Here is a 13063-nt window from a genome sequence, read left to right as displayed (position 1 = left end):
GACCCTGAATGTCTATCCCAGCCGGACTGCCGCCGATTTTCGCCGAGGTGCCTGTGGCGATCGCTCCATCGCATCTCGTTGCAGAGTTTCCACCCGGCACGTTCCTGGAAAGCATTGCGGTCAGCACCGATGGCACGTTGTTTGTCAGCAGCCATCTCGATGGCAAGGTGTTTCGGATGGGAGCCGATGGTGTGCCCGTGGTGCATGCGGCCATCGCTGGAAAAGCCACGGGGCTGGCCCTGACTCCTGCCGGAGACTTGTTGCTGACAGCCTGGGACGCCGACGGCCTTCCTGTCGTCTACTCGATTTCCCCCCAGGGTGCTGCGACGCTGCTGGCGACCATGACCGAGGCCATCTTCCTGAATGGATTGACACCCCTCTCGCCATCCACCTATCTGATTGCCGACTCCTATCGCGGTGCCATCTGGCACTTGAATCTGGCGGATCGGTCGGTCGGCCTATGGCTGGAGCATCCTCTGCTGGCGCGCCGTTCCGAGGACAGGGAGTTCCCGGCAGTCAACGGACTCAAGATCCATGGGCAGATGCTCTACGCGTCCAACACGGAACGGATGCAGTTGATCCAGATACCGATTCAGTCCAATGGGCAACCTGGTGAGCCGGAGATCTTTTTCGAACCCGTCAATCTCGATGACTTTGCCTTTGACCGGGAGGGCAACCTCTATGGCACCACCCACATTTACAACAGTGTGGTCAAGATTACGCCCGATCGCCGGATTACCATCATTGCCGAGGCAGAGCAGGGGATGGCCGGGAGCACGGCGCTGGCCTTTGGTGCCGGCGCGGGCGACCACACCAGTCTTTATGTCGTCACCAATGGAGGCCTGTCGTTCCCGCTGCCTTCGGGTCTGGAATCTGCCAGAGTTGTTCGCCTGGACATCGGCATCGCCGGACACCAACTCCTGCAGCCATGAGCGCTCCTGACCACCTGGATTCTGATCCGCCCACGACGGTGGATGTGCTGCAACGGATCAAACCGGGATGTGAAGCGGCCTTCGAAGCGGTTCTCGCCGAGCTGATTCAAGCGGCCATGGCCTGTGAGGGACATCTGGGCGTCAATGTGTTTCGCCCCTCCGATCCGGCCCATCCGGAATACCGGATTGTGTTCAAGTTCGATCGCATCAGCAGGCTCAAGCAATGGGAGGAGTCTCCGATTCGCCAACGCCTGTTGAACCGTGCCCGGCAGTTCACGGAGGGCACGGGCCAGTACGCGATGCTCACCGGCCTGGAAACCTGGTTCACCCTGCCCCATCGACCGGGGCTGCCTGCCCCACCTCGCTACAAAATGATGGTGGTCTCCTGGATCACGATCTATGTGCTGATCAATCTGATCAATGTCATCCTGGTGCCGCTGATTGGCACTCTCCCCGCCTTTCTGCGGACGTTGGTGGTGACGTTGGTTGTGGTCGCCGTGATGACCTATGTGGCCATGTCCCGCATGACGAAACTCTTCAAGGGCTGGCTGTATCCAGCCAGGCGACTGTGATGGCGACTTGCATGGAGATCATGATCTGCTGAACAGGCCTGTGCAGCGTGTACAGCTTCCGTCACGGCTTCTGTCGGCTTACCTCTGCTGAGTGGCGTGATGCCTTTCGCCGTATCCGATGTTCCTGAGCCGCCGCCTAGGATCGCCAGACAGATCAATGGAGCGTGAGGATGGTGCCCCCCAACACGATCTCTCGCAACACGATCTGCCTCTGGTACGACGGCACCGCCCTGGAGGCGGCCACGTTCTACGCCGAAACGTTCCCGGACAGTGCGGTGGGAGAGATCTTCCGGGCGCCGGCCGATTATCCGTCGGGCCAGCAGGGTGATGTGCTGACGGTGCTGTTCACCGTCGCCGGCCTCCCCTGCCTGGGCCTCAATGGGGGGCCGGCGTTCAGGCACAGCGAAGCGTTCTCGTTCCAGATCGCCACCGACGACCAGGCCGAGACCGATCGGCTCTGGAACGCGATCGTGGCCAACGGCGGCGAGGAGAGCGCCTGCGGCTGGTGCAAGGACAAATGGGGACTGTCGTGGCAGATCACCCCGCGCGCCCTCACCGCCGCCATTGCCGATCCCGACCGGGCCGCCGCCCGGCGCGCCTTCGAAGCGATGATGCAGATGACCAGGATCGACATCGCGGCGATCGAGGCGGCTCGCCGCGGGTAGGGTCCCTCGGCTGCGCCGCCATTCCTCAGCGATGACCCGCCAGCCGATCGTGATCCTCGGGGGCTTCCTGATCAGCCCGGAGGCCTATGCCCCGATGCTGGCGCGGCTGGAGCAGCTCAGCGGCCAGCCGGTGCGGCTGGTGCCGGTGGGCAAGCCCGAGTGGCTGCTCACCGTGTTCGCCTTCGCCTGGGCCGGGATCCTCGATCGGGTGCAGGCCACCGCGGCCGAGCTGGCCCGCACGTCCCCCAGCGGCAAGGTCACGCTGATTGGCCACAGTTCCGGCGGCATCATGCTGCGGCTGTTCCTCGATGACGCTCCGTTCCGGGGCGCCGCTACGACGGCAAGGCCCTGGCCGACACCCTGGTGATGCTGGGCAGCCCCCACACCGCCCTCAAGGCCACGGTGCTGCGCCGGATGGTGGCGGAGCGCCTGCCCGGTTCCCCCTTCGCCGATCGGGTGCGCTACGTCTCGGTGGCGGGGGATCTGGACCTGCAGGCGGCCTCCCCTCTGGCCCGACGCCTGGCCCCCACCGCCTACCGCAACAGCACGGGCGATGCCCACGACCGCGGCGACGGCCTGGTGCCGGTGGCCTCGGCCCTGCTGGAAGGCTCCACCCCCCTGGTGTTGCCGGGGGTGGCCCACGGGGGCGCCTTCGGCCCCTCCTGGTACGGCAGCCCGGAGGTGGTGGAGCGCTGGTGGAGCGCCGGTTTCAGCGCGCCTGGGGGTTCCCCCGGGTCGTCGCCTGCTGGCGCAGCTCACTGACAACCCCGCTGCGCTTGAGGGCGCTGATCGCCTGGTCGATGCGGTCGGCGGTGGCCTCCGGCAACGTCGGCGAGAAGGCGAACGCCTGGGATTCGGGCCGGATCCCTTCCAGCGCCAGGCTGGGTAGGAAGCCCTTGGTCTCCTCCTGGAGCAGCAGGTGGCTCAGCTGCAGGTTGTCCCCCAGCAGGGCGTCGATGCGGCGTTCGGCCAGAAGGTCTCCCCCTGCTCTGATGCTGGCCAGCGGCACGATCGTGGCCCTGTTGCCCGGGCTGGAGGCGTTGAGTTCCTTCAGCAGCGACTCGCTGACGGTGCCGCTCCGTACCCCCACCCGCAGGCCGCGCAGATCCGCCGGTGACCGGATCGCGCCCGTGGACCTGCCCTGGATCTCTCCGGCCACGTTCACGGTGAGATAGCCCACCAGCAGCGATGCCGAGACGATCCGCACCAGGTAGGCCAGGATCACGATCCCGTTGCCGCGGATGGTGGTCACGATCGTGTTGCTGCCCGGCCCGGTGGCCAGCACCTGGAACACCTTGCTGCAGTGGCGCAAGGAGCTCTGCCGGCTGGCCTGAGCAGGATGGGTGTGCGCCTCCAGGCGCAGGGTGAGCCAGGTGAGCCCCGCGATCGCCAGCAGGTAGCCGCCCAGCAGCTGCAGCAGGGTCGGCGTCAGCAGGGCCGCCAGGAAGGAGCGCCCCAGATCCAGCCGGCTCTTGACCACCATCACCGCCAGGCCGTCCTCCTGGAAGGGGAGGCTGAAGCGGTAGCGCTGCAGACGGTCGGGTGAGACGTTGATGCAGCCCACCGCCACGTCCAGCCGGCCCACGCGGCTGGCCTCCAGCAGCTGCCGCACCGACGGCCACTCGGACACCACGTAGGGCAACGACTCGAGGCTGGCCACCCGGTTCCACAGATCCACGGCCAGCCCCCGCCACACCCCCGCTTGCCGGTAGCTGCAGGGCGGTGAGCCGGCCACCATCCCCACCCGCAACACTGGCTCGGTCGCTGCCGACCCTGGGAGGCCAACCGCCAGGAGGAGGGCGATGCCCCAGCCCACCAGGGGAGTGCCCCTGGTGAAGCACCACCACCGCGGTCGTTGCGGGTCCCTGATGTCAGCGCCGGTGCGTTCCATGCCCGTTTCGGGAGCAGTGACGACCGTATCGCCGGCCATTCAGGGCGCCAGTCGCTTGCGCTGCAGCCCGCAAGCGTGAGATTGGCGGCGCAACGCCGGCATAGGGTTGGAGTGGAAAGGGTCAGCGGAGGATGGATTGATGCAGATTCAGATCAACACCGATCACAACATCGAAGGTGACGAAAAGCTGGCTCAAGAGGTGGAAACGGCCGTGAGGGGTGTTCTGGGTCATTTCAGTGCGCAGCTCACACGGGTGGAGGTTCACCTCAGCGACCAGAACAGCGACCAGAAGTCCGGGACCGAGGACAAACGGTGTCTCCTGGAGGCACGGCCTGCCGGCCATCAGCCGCTCTCGGCGAGCGACCATGCGGCCACGCTGGAGCTGGCCGTCGATGGCGCTGCCCACAAGCTGAAGCATGTTCTCGAGTCCACCCTGGGCCGATGACACCTCTGGCCTGCCTGTTCTTCAGGGGGCCAGCCGCGCCCGGTGCAGCCGGCTTTTCTCATACCAGTCGGCGAATTCCGGCACCCACTGCTGCAGGTGGGGCCACATCAGGTCGCAGAGTTCACGGATCTCCTGCTGGGCATCGAGCTTGGCCCGCAGGTCGAGGAAGTGCAGGAACGCCCGCAGGGTGAAGCTCACCACGAAGTGCTGGCGGTAGTCGAAGGGCAGGATGCCGCGGGCGTGCTCCTCGGCGTAGCCGGCATCGAGCAGGTCGCGGTAGCGCCCGGCCGCCGCCCGGCAGAGCTCCAGATCGATGGCCCGCTGGCTCTCGTCGTAGAGGTACTTCTTGCCCTGGCGGTCGCTGTAGGGACCCACCGGCCGCAGGTAGAACACCTCCTCCAGGTCGAGTTCGCCGTTGGCGGCCTGGCGGATGCGGTCGCCGGTGTAGCGCATGGAGTTGTGCACCACGAGGCCATTGGCCACGAAGTTGTGCCAGGGTTCGGCCACTTCAAGGTCGTAGGTCATCTGGGAGCCCAGAAACTCCACTTGAACCACGGTGAGCGGATGGGCCATCAGCCTCCGGCCCTGTGGGTGGGGCTTCTCGGGCCAGGCCTCGATCGGCCTCAGCGGCCGGAAGGTCGCGGCAAAGTCGGCCTCCTGGTGGTGTTTGTGAATGAAGGCATGGCAAGGTTGGCAAAGTGTGACGAGATTCTCGATCCGGCAGCCCAGGCTTGGATCCGCATAGACGGGCACCAAGTGGTGGGCATGGAGTTGTTGCTCGCTTCCACGCAGTCCACAGCGCTGGCAGGTGTGATCGAAGCGTCGATGGACTTGGGGAGCGATCTGTCGCGTCCAGGCAGCGATCAACACTCGCTCAGACGATGTGCCCCCTTTCCAGAAGTGTGACGCTGAGCCTCGACGGGTGATCCGTCGGCCATGGGCACGCCGCGCTTCCCGAGACGCTTCCGACAGCTGCAGGCGATAACCACCTCGCCCTTTGTTCCAGGGCCGCATGCCCTTCTGGAAAAATGGACGTTTATTGAGGGTCAGTCCGAAGTGATAGACCCACTTTTTGATGGCTTCAACGGAGCAGCCCGCGAGTTCGGCCATCTCCTTGGCACAAAGCCCGTTCTCCAGTTGTTGCTGCAGCCACTGTTGCTGGCGATAGAGAGCTGAAGGATTGTGATTCCAGGGCTTGAATCCCGGCTGAAAGCGCGTGTCGCTTTTCGCCAGGCGGATCTGATGCTTACGGGCCCAGTCACGGATCGTGGTGGTCGAGCAACCAGCCCGCTCCGCCATCTCGTCGGGGGTCGCCCCGGCTTCGACCTGTTGTTGCAGCCAGTCTCTGTCCCGGTAGGCCCCGTTGCCCACCGCCACGTTCCCATTCGCCAGCACCTGAGCTGTGCGTCGAAAACTGCGCACGGTGCCATTCTTGTTCACTCTCAGGGAGAGGGCGTCTCCCATGGTTTGCCAGCCTTCCGGCGTGAGCAAGCGATGGTTGGCGGTGCAGTCAAGAGTGCGGCCGTCCTCCATCGTCAGCCGATAGACCGGTTGCAGTCCACTGCACATCACATCCTTGAGATGGCTCGTTTCGAAGATGTTTGTGACTTCGTTCAGCACCCGCAACCGCATCTTCTGCAACCGCTTGCGGCAATCGCGTCGGTAGGTTCCAGGCGTTTCGCCTTGACGGCCACGGATCTGCCTGTGCCGTGTCGCACGCTCGCCATTCGTCCAGAGGTCGTGCAGTTCGGAGATCCTGATCTTCCGCAGGCCCCCTCCGGCATGCAGGAAGGTGATCTCGGTATCACCGGCAAGACACTGCACATCAAAGCTCACCCCCACCCGATGGGTGCGGGCCTGCTGCATCACCGAATGGGGGAACCAGCCCACGTTGAGCACGATCTGGGCGTGCTCCAGGGGCCCGTAGTGGCCGCGCTCGCCGGCCAGCAGTCGCTTGACGCAGATCTCCCCGGCTTTGGTTTCGTCGGGCCACTCGGCCCGGTCGGCGGCCACGAAACCCTCGCTGTAGTCCTGGTGCATCCCCGCGTAGACGCAGAGCTGCGGGTTCGGCGTGGCGGCGATCAGCTCGACCCGGAAGCGGGGATCCATGGGCGGGGGTTCGTGGGGAACGTGGATGGTGGGATCAGCCGTGGCTGCGAGGGCCGGCCTGGGGCGTGGCTTGGGGCTGGGGGCCAGAGCTTTCCGCTGCCGCCACGGTTTCGGTCAGGGCACTCACGGCCCCCACGCCCGCCAGCTGCGGCAGGGGCGTGCCGTCGACCAGGGCGCTGCTGAGGGCGTCGAGCTCGGGGCCGCTGCGGGCGCCGATCGAGCGGCCCACGGAGCCGCCGCCGGCATCGAAGAACTCCAGCTGGGGAATGCCGTTGACGTCGTAGCGCTCCAGTTGCGGCTGCCAGCGGGGGTTGTCGACATTGAGCAGCACCACATCCATGCGGCCGTGCTGCTGGCGCTCGATCCGCTCCATCGCCGGCGCCATCGAACGGCAGGCCTCGCACCAGTCGGCGTAGAACTCCACCAGGGTGGGCCGGCCGTCGGCCAGGGCCACGCTGAACTCGGGCGACTGGCGGGCGAGGCGCTCCAGGGGCGCTTCCGGGTGCAGGCCGCCCCGCAGCCACACCATCAGCACCACCAGCACGGCCGCCACGGCCGCCAGAACCATGCGCTCGGTGCGGCCGAGGCTGGAGGGGGGGGAACTGCCCGACGGGGCCATGGGCGGCGGCGACACGGAACGGCGCCCACTCTGGCAGCGGGGGCTGGACCTGGAGAGCGTTGCTAGCGTCAGCTTTCCCGGCCTGGAGCGGTGAAACGGCGCCTCACTCTCCATTTCCCCTCCGAGGCGGTGCACCAGCCGATCACCTACCGCCTCGCGGTCGACTTCGACATCGCCGCCAAGATCCTGCGGGCCCAGATCGCTCCCAACCAGAGCGGCACCATGGTGGTGGAGCTCTCCGGCGACATCGACGAGCTTGACGCGGCCGAAGACTGGCTGGAGAGCCAGGGGCTGGGGCTCAACCGCGCCCCCGGTGAGATCCGCATCGATCCGGAGCGCTGCGTCGACTGCGGCATCTGCTCCAGCGTCTGCCCCAGCGGCGCTCTCCACTACACCCCGGCCAGCCAGCGGCTCCATTTCGAGGCTTCGCGCTGCCTGGTCTGCGAGCAGTGCATCCCCAGCTGCCCGCTGGAGGCCATCACCCTGGTGCTGGAGCCATGAAGGAGATCGTCCGGCTGATGCTGCTGCCGCTCCAGGCCCCGATGCTGCTGGTGCTCGTGGGGGTCAGCACCTACCAAGGCATGCATTGGAGCCATGCCCTCGAGACCGGAGGCACGCGGGTGCAGGAGCTCACCACCTTGATCTGGTCGGCCGAGTGCCTCCAGGCCATGCTGATCGTGTTCGTCTGCAGCATGCCCGACCTGGTGATCCGGCAGCTGTCGATCGTGATGTCCGCCAGCCGGGTGGTGAGCCTGGTGGTCACCCTGCTGCTGGTGACTGTCGGCGGCCTGTACCTGCTGCACCTCAACGTGCTGGCCAACGTGCTGATCATGGGTTCGGCGGTGCTGCTGGCCCGGCTCGACCTGCTGCGGGTCCGGGTGGTGCCACCGCCGCTGGTGCTGGCCGGGGTGCTCACCCTGCTGGTGCTGGGGGGCGCCAACTTCGGCCGCATGCTGGTGCGCTGAATCAGCAGTCCGGCTCGCCGCCTTGCTGATAGCTCCAGACGTTGCCCAGCACCTTCTTCACGTACAGGCGGGTCTCGGGGTAGGGAATCGCCTCCACCCACAGCTCCGGGTCGCTGCGCAACTGGGGACTCACCCAGCCGGCCACGGCGCCGGGCCCGGCGTTGTAGCTGGCCACCGCCAGCAGGGGGTCCCCGTCCCACTGGCGCAGCATTTTGGCCAGATAGCGGCTGCCGAGGCTGGCGTTGCCGGCCGGGTCCTCCAGCACCTGCTCCGCCACCGGCCCACCGGCCAGCTCGGCCGCGGTGTCCGGCATCAGCTGCATCAGGCCCGTGGCCCCCACCGGCGAGCGCACCGCCGGGGTGAAGCGCGACTCCTGCTTGGCCACCCCCAGCAGCAGCTCCATCGGCAGCCCGGTCTGGCTGGCGGCCGCCCGGAAGGCGGCCTCGAACCGCAGCGGATGCAGGCTGCGCTCGAGTTCGCGCTCCAGGGCGCACTGGTCGCCATCGAGCTTCAGGCTGGCCTGCTCCAGCAGCCCGAAGCCGGTCCAGTCGTCGCCGACCCCCTGGCGCAGCCGTCCCTCCAGCAGCAGCTCCCGGCTGCCCTCCGGGGCGCGGCGGCCGCGGCGGTGGCGCCAGGTCTCCCAGGCTTCGGTGCGCTGGTCCAGCCGCCAGAGCCGATCGAGGCTCGGATCGCCGCTGGCCAGGGGCCGCCAGTCGCTGCCGTCTCCTGGGCCGTCGGCACGGGCCGGTGGGTGGGGGCCGGCGCCCAGCTGCAGATCCCCCCGGCCCAGGCGCACCGCGGCGCGCCAGCCGTAGTAGCCGCCGGGATGGCGCCGCAGCAGCGCCTCCCAGGTCGCCCTGGCGGCGGCCCCGTCTCCGAGCTGCTGCTGCACGAAGCCGATCCAGAAGCTCTGGCGGGCGGCCAGGGGCGGCGGCAGCTGGTCCGTTGGGATGGCCTCCAGCAGGGCCATGGCCCCCCGCCAGCGTCCGGCCAGCAGCCGCTCCCGCACGAGATCCCACTGCAGGGTGCGGCTGGCGGGGTCGAGGGGCCAGCGGCGCAGCAGCTCGAGGGCGGCGGCGTCGGTGCCGGGATGGGGGCCGTCTCCGGCGGGTTCGGCGTCCAGGATCCGCCGCGCCAGCACCGGGGCGCTGTCGCGCCAGCGGGGCGGCAGCCGGGCCAGGGCGGCGGCGGCGGCAGGGCTGCCCTGCTGGGCCAGCAGGCGCACGGCCGCCTCGGCCTCCGGCGTGGTGGGGGAGTTGCGGACCAGATCCAGCAGCAGCTGCTCCGCCTGGCCCTGCTGAGGCTCGTCCCCCGCCAGCAGGGCCCGGCCCAGGCTCAGCCGGCCGCTGGCCCCCAGGCCGTTGAGCGTGGGTCCCAGGCAGCGCAGGGCCCCCTCGGCATCGCCCAGCTCGGCCAGGCCCTCCGCCAGCTGCCCCCGCTGCTGGGCGCTCAGGGCCCGGCCGTGCTCCCGGCAGACCTGCCGCAGGCGGGCCTCGGCGCCGGGCCAGCGGGCGCCCCAACGGGCCAGGTGCAGGGCGCCGCGCCGCCGTTCGGCCGGCTCCGGGCCGGCGGCGAGGGCGGCGGCCAGGGCCGCGGGATGGGCCGGGAAGCGCTGCAGCAGCTGTCGGCGCTTGCCCGGATCGTCGCCGCCGAGGGCGTAGAGGGCATCGGCGCTGGCCGGATCCCCTGGGAAGCGGCGCTGCAGCTGGCGCCACAGGGCCTCGGCTGTGTCGGGACGATCGAGTGCCGCGGCGGCGAGGGAGTCCTGCTTCAGGACCAGCGCGGCCAGGGGATCGGGACCCCAGGCCTGGCCCCGCAGCCACTGGCGCTGCTCCTGGGGATCCTTGCTGCGGGCCGCCAGCAGCAGGCTGGCCTCCCGGCGCCGCCAGGGATCGGCATCCCAGTGCTGCAGCCACTCCAGCCGGTCGGTGGCGGTGGCGGGGGTGAGCGCCGGCTGGCGCGCAAGCAGGGCCCGGCCCCCCACCAGCGCCAGGCCGGTGCCCAGGCAGGAGAGGGACAGCAGCAGCGGGAGTCGGGCCAATGGCCGGGGGACGGCGTCCGGGGCATTCTGGGCATCCGCCTGCGCCGCCCCCGGTGCGACTGCCCTTCCTCCCCGCCCTGCCGCCGCTGTTCGACCGCCTGCCCGGGGCGGGCCAGCGCCGCCGCGCCGTGGCGGTGAGCGCGGTGGCCCTGCTCACCCTGCTGCTGCGGCCGCTCTGGCCGCTGCGGCTGCTGCCGGGTTGGTGCCTGGGCCTGCTGCTGCTCTGGGCCACCGCCGAACTGCTGCGCTGGCGCTGGTGGCCGCCCCGCTGGCGCTGAGCCCCGCCGGCAGAGCCGGCTGCAACGTCACCGGGAACGACGCGTAGCCTGCTCCCCAGTGATGGCAGCGGCATGGGAGAAGCGGCTTCGCAGGCGGCGGGGTTCCCCCTCGGGGCCCCCCTGACCGACGGCGTGGCCCGCTTCGGCACCGACGGCATCCGCGGCCGCGTCGGCACCAGCGTCACCCCCGCCCTGGCCCTGCAGGTGGGCTACTGGACCGGTGTGGTGCTCCAGGCCGACGGGCCGGTGGTGATCGGCACCGACTCGCGCCGCAGCGGGCCGATGCTGGTGGCGGCGCTCAGCGCCGGGCTGATGGCCGCCGGCCGCGAGGTGTGGCAGCTGGGGCTGTGCCCCACCCCGGCGGTGCCGGGCACGATCCGGCGCCAGGGGGCCGCCGGCGGCCTGATGGTCTCGGCCAGCCACAACCCTCCCCACGACAACGGCATCAAGGTGTTCGGCGCCAGCGGCGCCAAGCTTTTGGCGGCCCGCCAGCAGGCGATCGAGGCGGGCCTCCAGGGCCGCACCGCCCCGCCGCCGCTGGCGGGCAGTGGCCGGCTGGTGTCGCGGCCCGATCTACTGGCGGCCTACGTCGATTCCCTGCGGGCCAGCACCGGCGGCCAGCGCCTCGACGGCTGCCGCGTCGTGCTCGACCTCTGCTGGGGTTCGGCCACCGCCTGCGGCGAGGAGCTGTTCCGCTCCCTGGGGGCCGAGGTGCTGGTGCTGCACGGCGAACCGGACGGCGAGCGCATCAACCAGGGCTGCGGCAGCACCCACCTGGAGCCCCTGAAGCGGGCGGTGCTGGAGAGCGGCGCCGACATGGGCTTCGCCTTCGACGGCGACGCCGACCGGATGCTGGCGGTGGACGGCCGCGGCCGGGTGGTGGACGGCGACCACACCCTCTATCTCTGGGGCTCCGCCCTGCGCCGTGAGGGGCAGCTGCCCGACGACCGCCTGGTGGCGACGGTGATGTCGAACCTGGGCTTCGAGCGGGCCTGGCAGGCCAGCGGCGGGCTGCTGGAGCGCACCGATGTGGGCGATCAGCACGTCCACGCCGCCATGGAGGCCCTGGGGGCCGGCCTGGGGGGCGAGCAATCCGGCCACATCCTCTCGGCGCGCCATGGCATGAGCGGCGACGGCCTGCTCACCGCCCTTCAGGTGGCCACCCTGATCCAGGGCGGCGGCCTGAAGCTGGCCGAATGGATGGACGGCAGCTTCCAGCCCTACCCCCAGCGGCTGGTGAACGTCACCGTGCCCGACCGCCAGCTGCGCCAGCAGTGGCAGCAGTGCGAACCGCTGCGGCTGGCGGTGGCCGAGGCGGAGGCGGCCATGGCCGGCCACGGGCGGGTGCTGGTGCGGGCCAGCGGCACCGAGCCCCTGCTGCGGGTGATGGTGGAGGCGGCCGAGCAGAGCCAGGTCGACCACTGGAGTGAGTCCCTGGCGGCCGCCGCCGAGGAGCACCTCAATCGGGGCTGAGCCCCCGCCCGCCGGTCCTCACACCACGCCGTTGGCGCGGAACCAGGCCTGCATCTGCGTCCAGCCGGCGGCCGCGGCGGCCTCGCGGTAGGTGGGCCGGTAGTCGGCGTGGAAGCCGTGGGGCAGACCCGGGAACACCTCGATGCGGCTGGGGCTGCCGGCCGCCTTGAGGGCCGCCTGCATCCGCTCCACCGATTCCATCGGAATCCCGTCGTCCTGGCCGGCATAGAGCCCCAGCACCGGCGCCTTGAGCCGGGGAATCACATCGATCGGATAGAGGGGCTGGAGATCGCTGGCCTGGCCCACCAGCCGGCCGTACCAGGCCACCCCGGCCTTCAGCTTCGGGTTGTGGGCGGCATAGAGCCAGGTGATCCGTCCGCCCCAGCAGAAGCCGGTGATGCCGAGCCGTGAGACATCGCCGCCGCCGCTGGCGGCCGCCCAGGCGGCGGTGGCATCCAGGTCGGCCATCACCTGGGCATCGGGCACCGTCGCCACCAGCGGCAGAATCGAGGGGATGTCGGGCAGCACCGTGACATCGCCCTGGCGATCGAACAGGCTCGGGGCGATGGCCAGGTACCCCAGCCGGGCCAGGCGGCGGCAGACGTCCTGGATGTACGCATGGAGGCCGAAGATCTCCTGCACCACCAGCACCACCGGCAGGCCTGAGCCCCTGGCGGGGCGGGCGCGGTAGGCACGCACGGCGCCATCGGCCGCCGGCACCGACACCCAGCCGGCGTCGAGCCCCTCGGCGGAGGTGGTGACGGTGGAGGCGGCCACCGGCCGCACCGCCAGGGCGAAGCCGGCGGCGGCCGTCCCCAGCAGCAGCTCCCTGCGGCCGATCCGGAAGCCAGCGCCGGGCGTTGTGGAGAAGGGTTCCATGGGCCGCGGGGCCCGTCAGGGCGGTCAGGTGTTGCCTGATCGTAGGAATCGCCGGCGTCCGGGGGGCGGGCGACAGCCTCCAACCCCAACGGGGGGGAGCCTCCGGTGTCGTTTCTTCGCGGCCGCTCCCGCCTGGCCGGCTATCCGACCGCCTGGCTGGGGAGATTGCCGCCACGGCCGCCCGGGCGGAGTGG

12 protein-coding genes and 4 pseudogenes are annotated in these 13063 nt (G+C 69.8%); 9 read left to right on the top strand and 7 right to left on the bottom strand.

Features of this window, described 5'->3' with window-relative positions; translation table 11 throughout:
* Positions 1 to 8: 8 nt before the first annotated feature.
* The 4 genes and pseudogenes from VB738_RS08375 to VB738_RS08360 all read left to right on the top strand — a co-directional run bounded on the left by VB738_RS08375 (position 9) and on the right by VB738_RS08360 (position 2931).
* Positions 9 to 932 carry a gluconolactonase gene (locus VB738_RS08375; protein WP_323305315.1) on the top strand — a complete coding sequence of 308 codons (924 nt, stop codon included), beginning with the start codon at positions 9 to 11 and terminating at the stop codon, positions 930 to 932.
* Positions 929 to 1504, top strand: a complete 576-nt coding sequence (locus VB738_RS08370; protein WP_323305314.1) for an antibiotic biosynthesis monooxygenase — start codon at positions 929 to 931, stop codon at positions 1502 to 1504. The genes VB738_RS08375 and VB738_RS08370 overlap by 4 nt, the downstream gene beginning before the upstream one ends.
* Positions 1505 to 1674: 170 nt before the next feature.
* Entirely contained in the window at positions 1675 to 2169 is a 495-nt protein-coding gene (locus tag VB738_RS08365) for a VOC family protein (protein WP_323305313.1), read from the top strand.
* A 31-nt stretch (positions 2170 to 2200) separates the two neighbouring features.
* Positions 2201 to 2931: pseudogene (locus VB738_RS08360) on the top strand (esterase/lipase family protein).
* Here VB738_RS08360 and VB738_RS08355 read toward each other — a convergent pair.
* Positions 2879 to 3907, bottom strand: coding sequence for a transporter substrate-binding domain-containing protein (locus tag VB738_RS08355; RefSeq protein ID WP_323305312.1), 1029 nt, complete (start codon positions 3905 to 3907; stop codon positions 2879 to 2881). The pseudogene VB738_RS08360 and the gene VB738_RS08355 sit on opposite strands and share 53 nt — an antisense overlap.
* Positions 3908 to 4199: 292 nt before the next feature.
* Between VB738_RS08355 and VB738_RS08350 the strand changes: the two genes are divergently transcribed.
* On the top strand, positions 4200 to 4505 hold the full coding sequence (locus VB738_RS08350; RefSeq protein WP_323305311.1) for an HPF/RaiA family ribosome-associated protein: 306 nt from the start codon (positions 4200 to 4202) through the stop codon (positions 4503 to 4505).
* Positions 4506 to 4526: 21 nt separating this feature from the next.
* Here VB738_RS08350 and thyX read toward each other — a convergent pair.
* The 4 genes and pseudogenes from thyX to VB738_RS08330 all read right to left on the bottom strand — a co-directional run.
* Positions 4527 to 4961: pseudogene (gene thyX / locus VB738_RS08345) on the bottom strand (FAD-dependent thymidylate synthase); the annotation flags it as partial.
* Positions 4962 to 4964: 3 nt separating this feature from the next.
* A pseudogene (locus VB738_RS08340) lies at positions 4965 to 5519 on the bottom strand (HNH endonuclease); the annotation flags it as partial.
* Positions 5520 to 6317: 798 nt separating this feature from the next.
* Positions 6318 to 6614, bottom strand: a pseudogene (locus VB738_RS08335) (FAD-dependent thymidylate synthase); the annotation flags it as partial.
* A gap of 34 nt (positions 6615 to 6648) precedes the next feature.
* Positions 6649 to 7233: a thioredoxin domain-containing protein gene (locus VB738_RS08330; protein WP_323305310.1), complete on the bottom strand. Its 585-nt coding sequence runs from the start codon at positions 7231 to 7233 to the stop codon at positions 6649 to 6651.
* Between the two features lie 90 nt (positions 7234 to 7323).
* Between VB738_RS08330 and VB738_RS08325 the strand changes: the two genes are divergently transcribed.
* Entirely contained in the window at positions 7324 to 7734 is a 411-nt protein-coding gene (locus tag VB738_RS08325) for an NIL domain-containing protein (protein WP_106220860.1), read from the top strand.
* Positions 7731 to 8198, top strand: coding sequence for a hypothetical protein (locus VB738_RS08320; RefSeq protein WP_323305309.1), 468 nt, complete (start codon positions 7731 to 7733; stop codon positions 8196 to 8198). Before VB738_RS08325 ends, VB738_RS08320 begins: the two co-directional genes overlap by 4 nt.
* A gap of 1 nt (position 8199) precedes the next feature.
* Here VB738_RS08320 and VB738_RS08315 read toward each other — a convergent pair whose 3' ends face one another.
* Positions 8200 to 10239: a lytic transglycosylase domain-containing protein gene (locus VB738_RS08315; RefSeq protein WP_323305308.1), complete on the bottom strand. Its 2040-nt coding sequence runs from the start codon at positions 10237 to 10239 to the stop codon at positions 8200 to 8202.
* Positions 10240 to 10292: 53 nt separating this feature from the next.
* On the opposite strand from VB738_RS08315, the gene VB738_RS08310 reads away from it, so the two are divergent.
* Together VB738_RS08310 and glmM are read left to right on the top strand one after the other, a co-directional pair.
* Positions 10293 to 10517: a hypothetical protein gene (locus VB738_RS08310; RefSeq protein ID WP_323305307.1), complete on the top strand. Its 225-nt coding sequence runs from the start codon at positions 10293 to 10295 to the stop codon at positions 10515 to 10517.
* Between the two features lie 72 nt (positions 10518 to 10589).
* Positions 10590 to 11990: a phosphoglucosamine mutase gene (gene glmM / locus VB738_RS08305; RefSeq protein ID WP_323305306.1), complete on the top strand. Its 1401-nt coding sequence runs from the start codon at positions 10590 to 10592 to the stop codon at positions 11988 to 11990.
* 18 nt (positions 11991 to 12008) lie between these two features.
* On the opposite strand, the gene VB738_RS08300 is transcribed toward glmM, so the two are convergent.
* Entirely contained in the window at positions 12009 to 12869 is an 861-nt protein-coding gene (locus VB738_RS08300; protein ID WP_323305305.1) for a dienelactone hydrolase family protein, read from the bottom strand.
* Positions 12870 to 13063 lie beyond the last annotated feature (194 nt).

The organism is Cyanobium gracile UHCC 0139 (assembly GCF_034931325.1).
Classification (GTDB): domain Bacteria; phylum Cyanobacteriota; class Cyanobacteriia; order PCC-6307; family Cyanobiaceae; genus Cyanobium; species Cyanobium gracile_B.
The sequence above is the reverse complement of the archived record's forward strand: the minus strand, read 5'-3'. Positions and strand labels throughout refer to the sequence as shown.

Bases quoted from the DNA above. Each gene is read 5' to 3' on its own strand.
- VB738_RS08330 (WP_323305310.1), bottom strand. From the start codon at position 7,233: ATGGCCCCGTCGGGCAGTTCCCCCCCCTCCAGCCTCGGCCGCACCGAG.
- glmM (WP_323305306.1), top strand. From the start codon at position 10,590: ATGGGAGAAGCGGCTTCGCAGGCGGCGGGGTTCCCCCTCGGGGCCCCC.
- VB738_RS08350 (WP_323305311.1), top strand. From the start codon at position 4,200: ATGCAGATTCAGATCAACACCGATCACAACATCGAAGGTGACGAAAAG.
- VB738_RS08370 (WP_323305314.1), top strand. From the start codon at position 929: ATGAGCGCTCCTGACCACCTGGATTCTGATCCGCCCACGACGGTGGAT.
- VB738_RS08320 (WP_323305309.1), top strand. From the start codon at position 7,731: ATGAAGGAGATCGTCCGGCTGATGCTGCTGCCGCTCCAGGCCCCGATG.
- VB738_RS08365 (WP_323305313.1), top strand. From the start codon at position 1,675: ATGGTGCCCCCCAACACGATCTCTCGCAACACGATCTGCCTCTGGTAC.
- VB738_RS08375 (WP_323305315.1), top strand. From the start codon at position 9: ATGTCTATCCCAGCCGGACTGCCGCCGATTTTCGCCGAGGTGCCTGTG.
- VB738_RS08355 (WP_323305312.1), bottom strand. From the start codon at position 3,907: ATGGTGGCCGGCTCACCGCCCTGCAGCTACCGGCAAGCGGGGGTGTGG.
- VB738_RS08300 (WP_323305305.1), bottom strand. From the start codon at position 12,869: ATGGAACCCTTCTCCACAACGCCCGGCGCTGGCTTCCGGATCGGCCGC.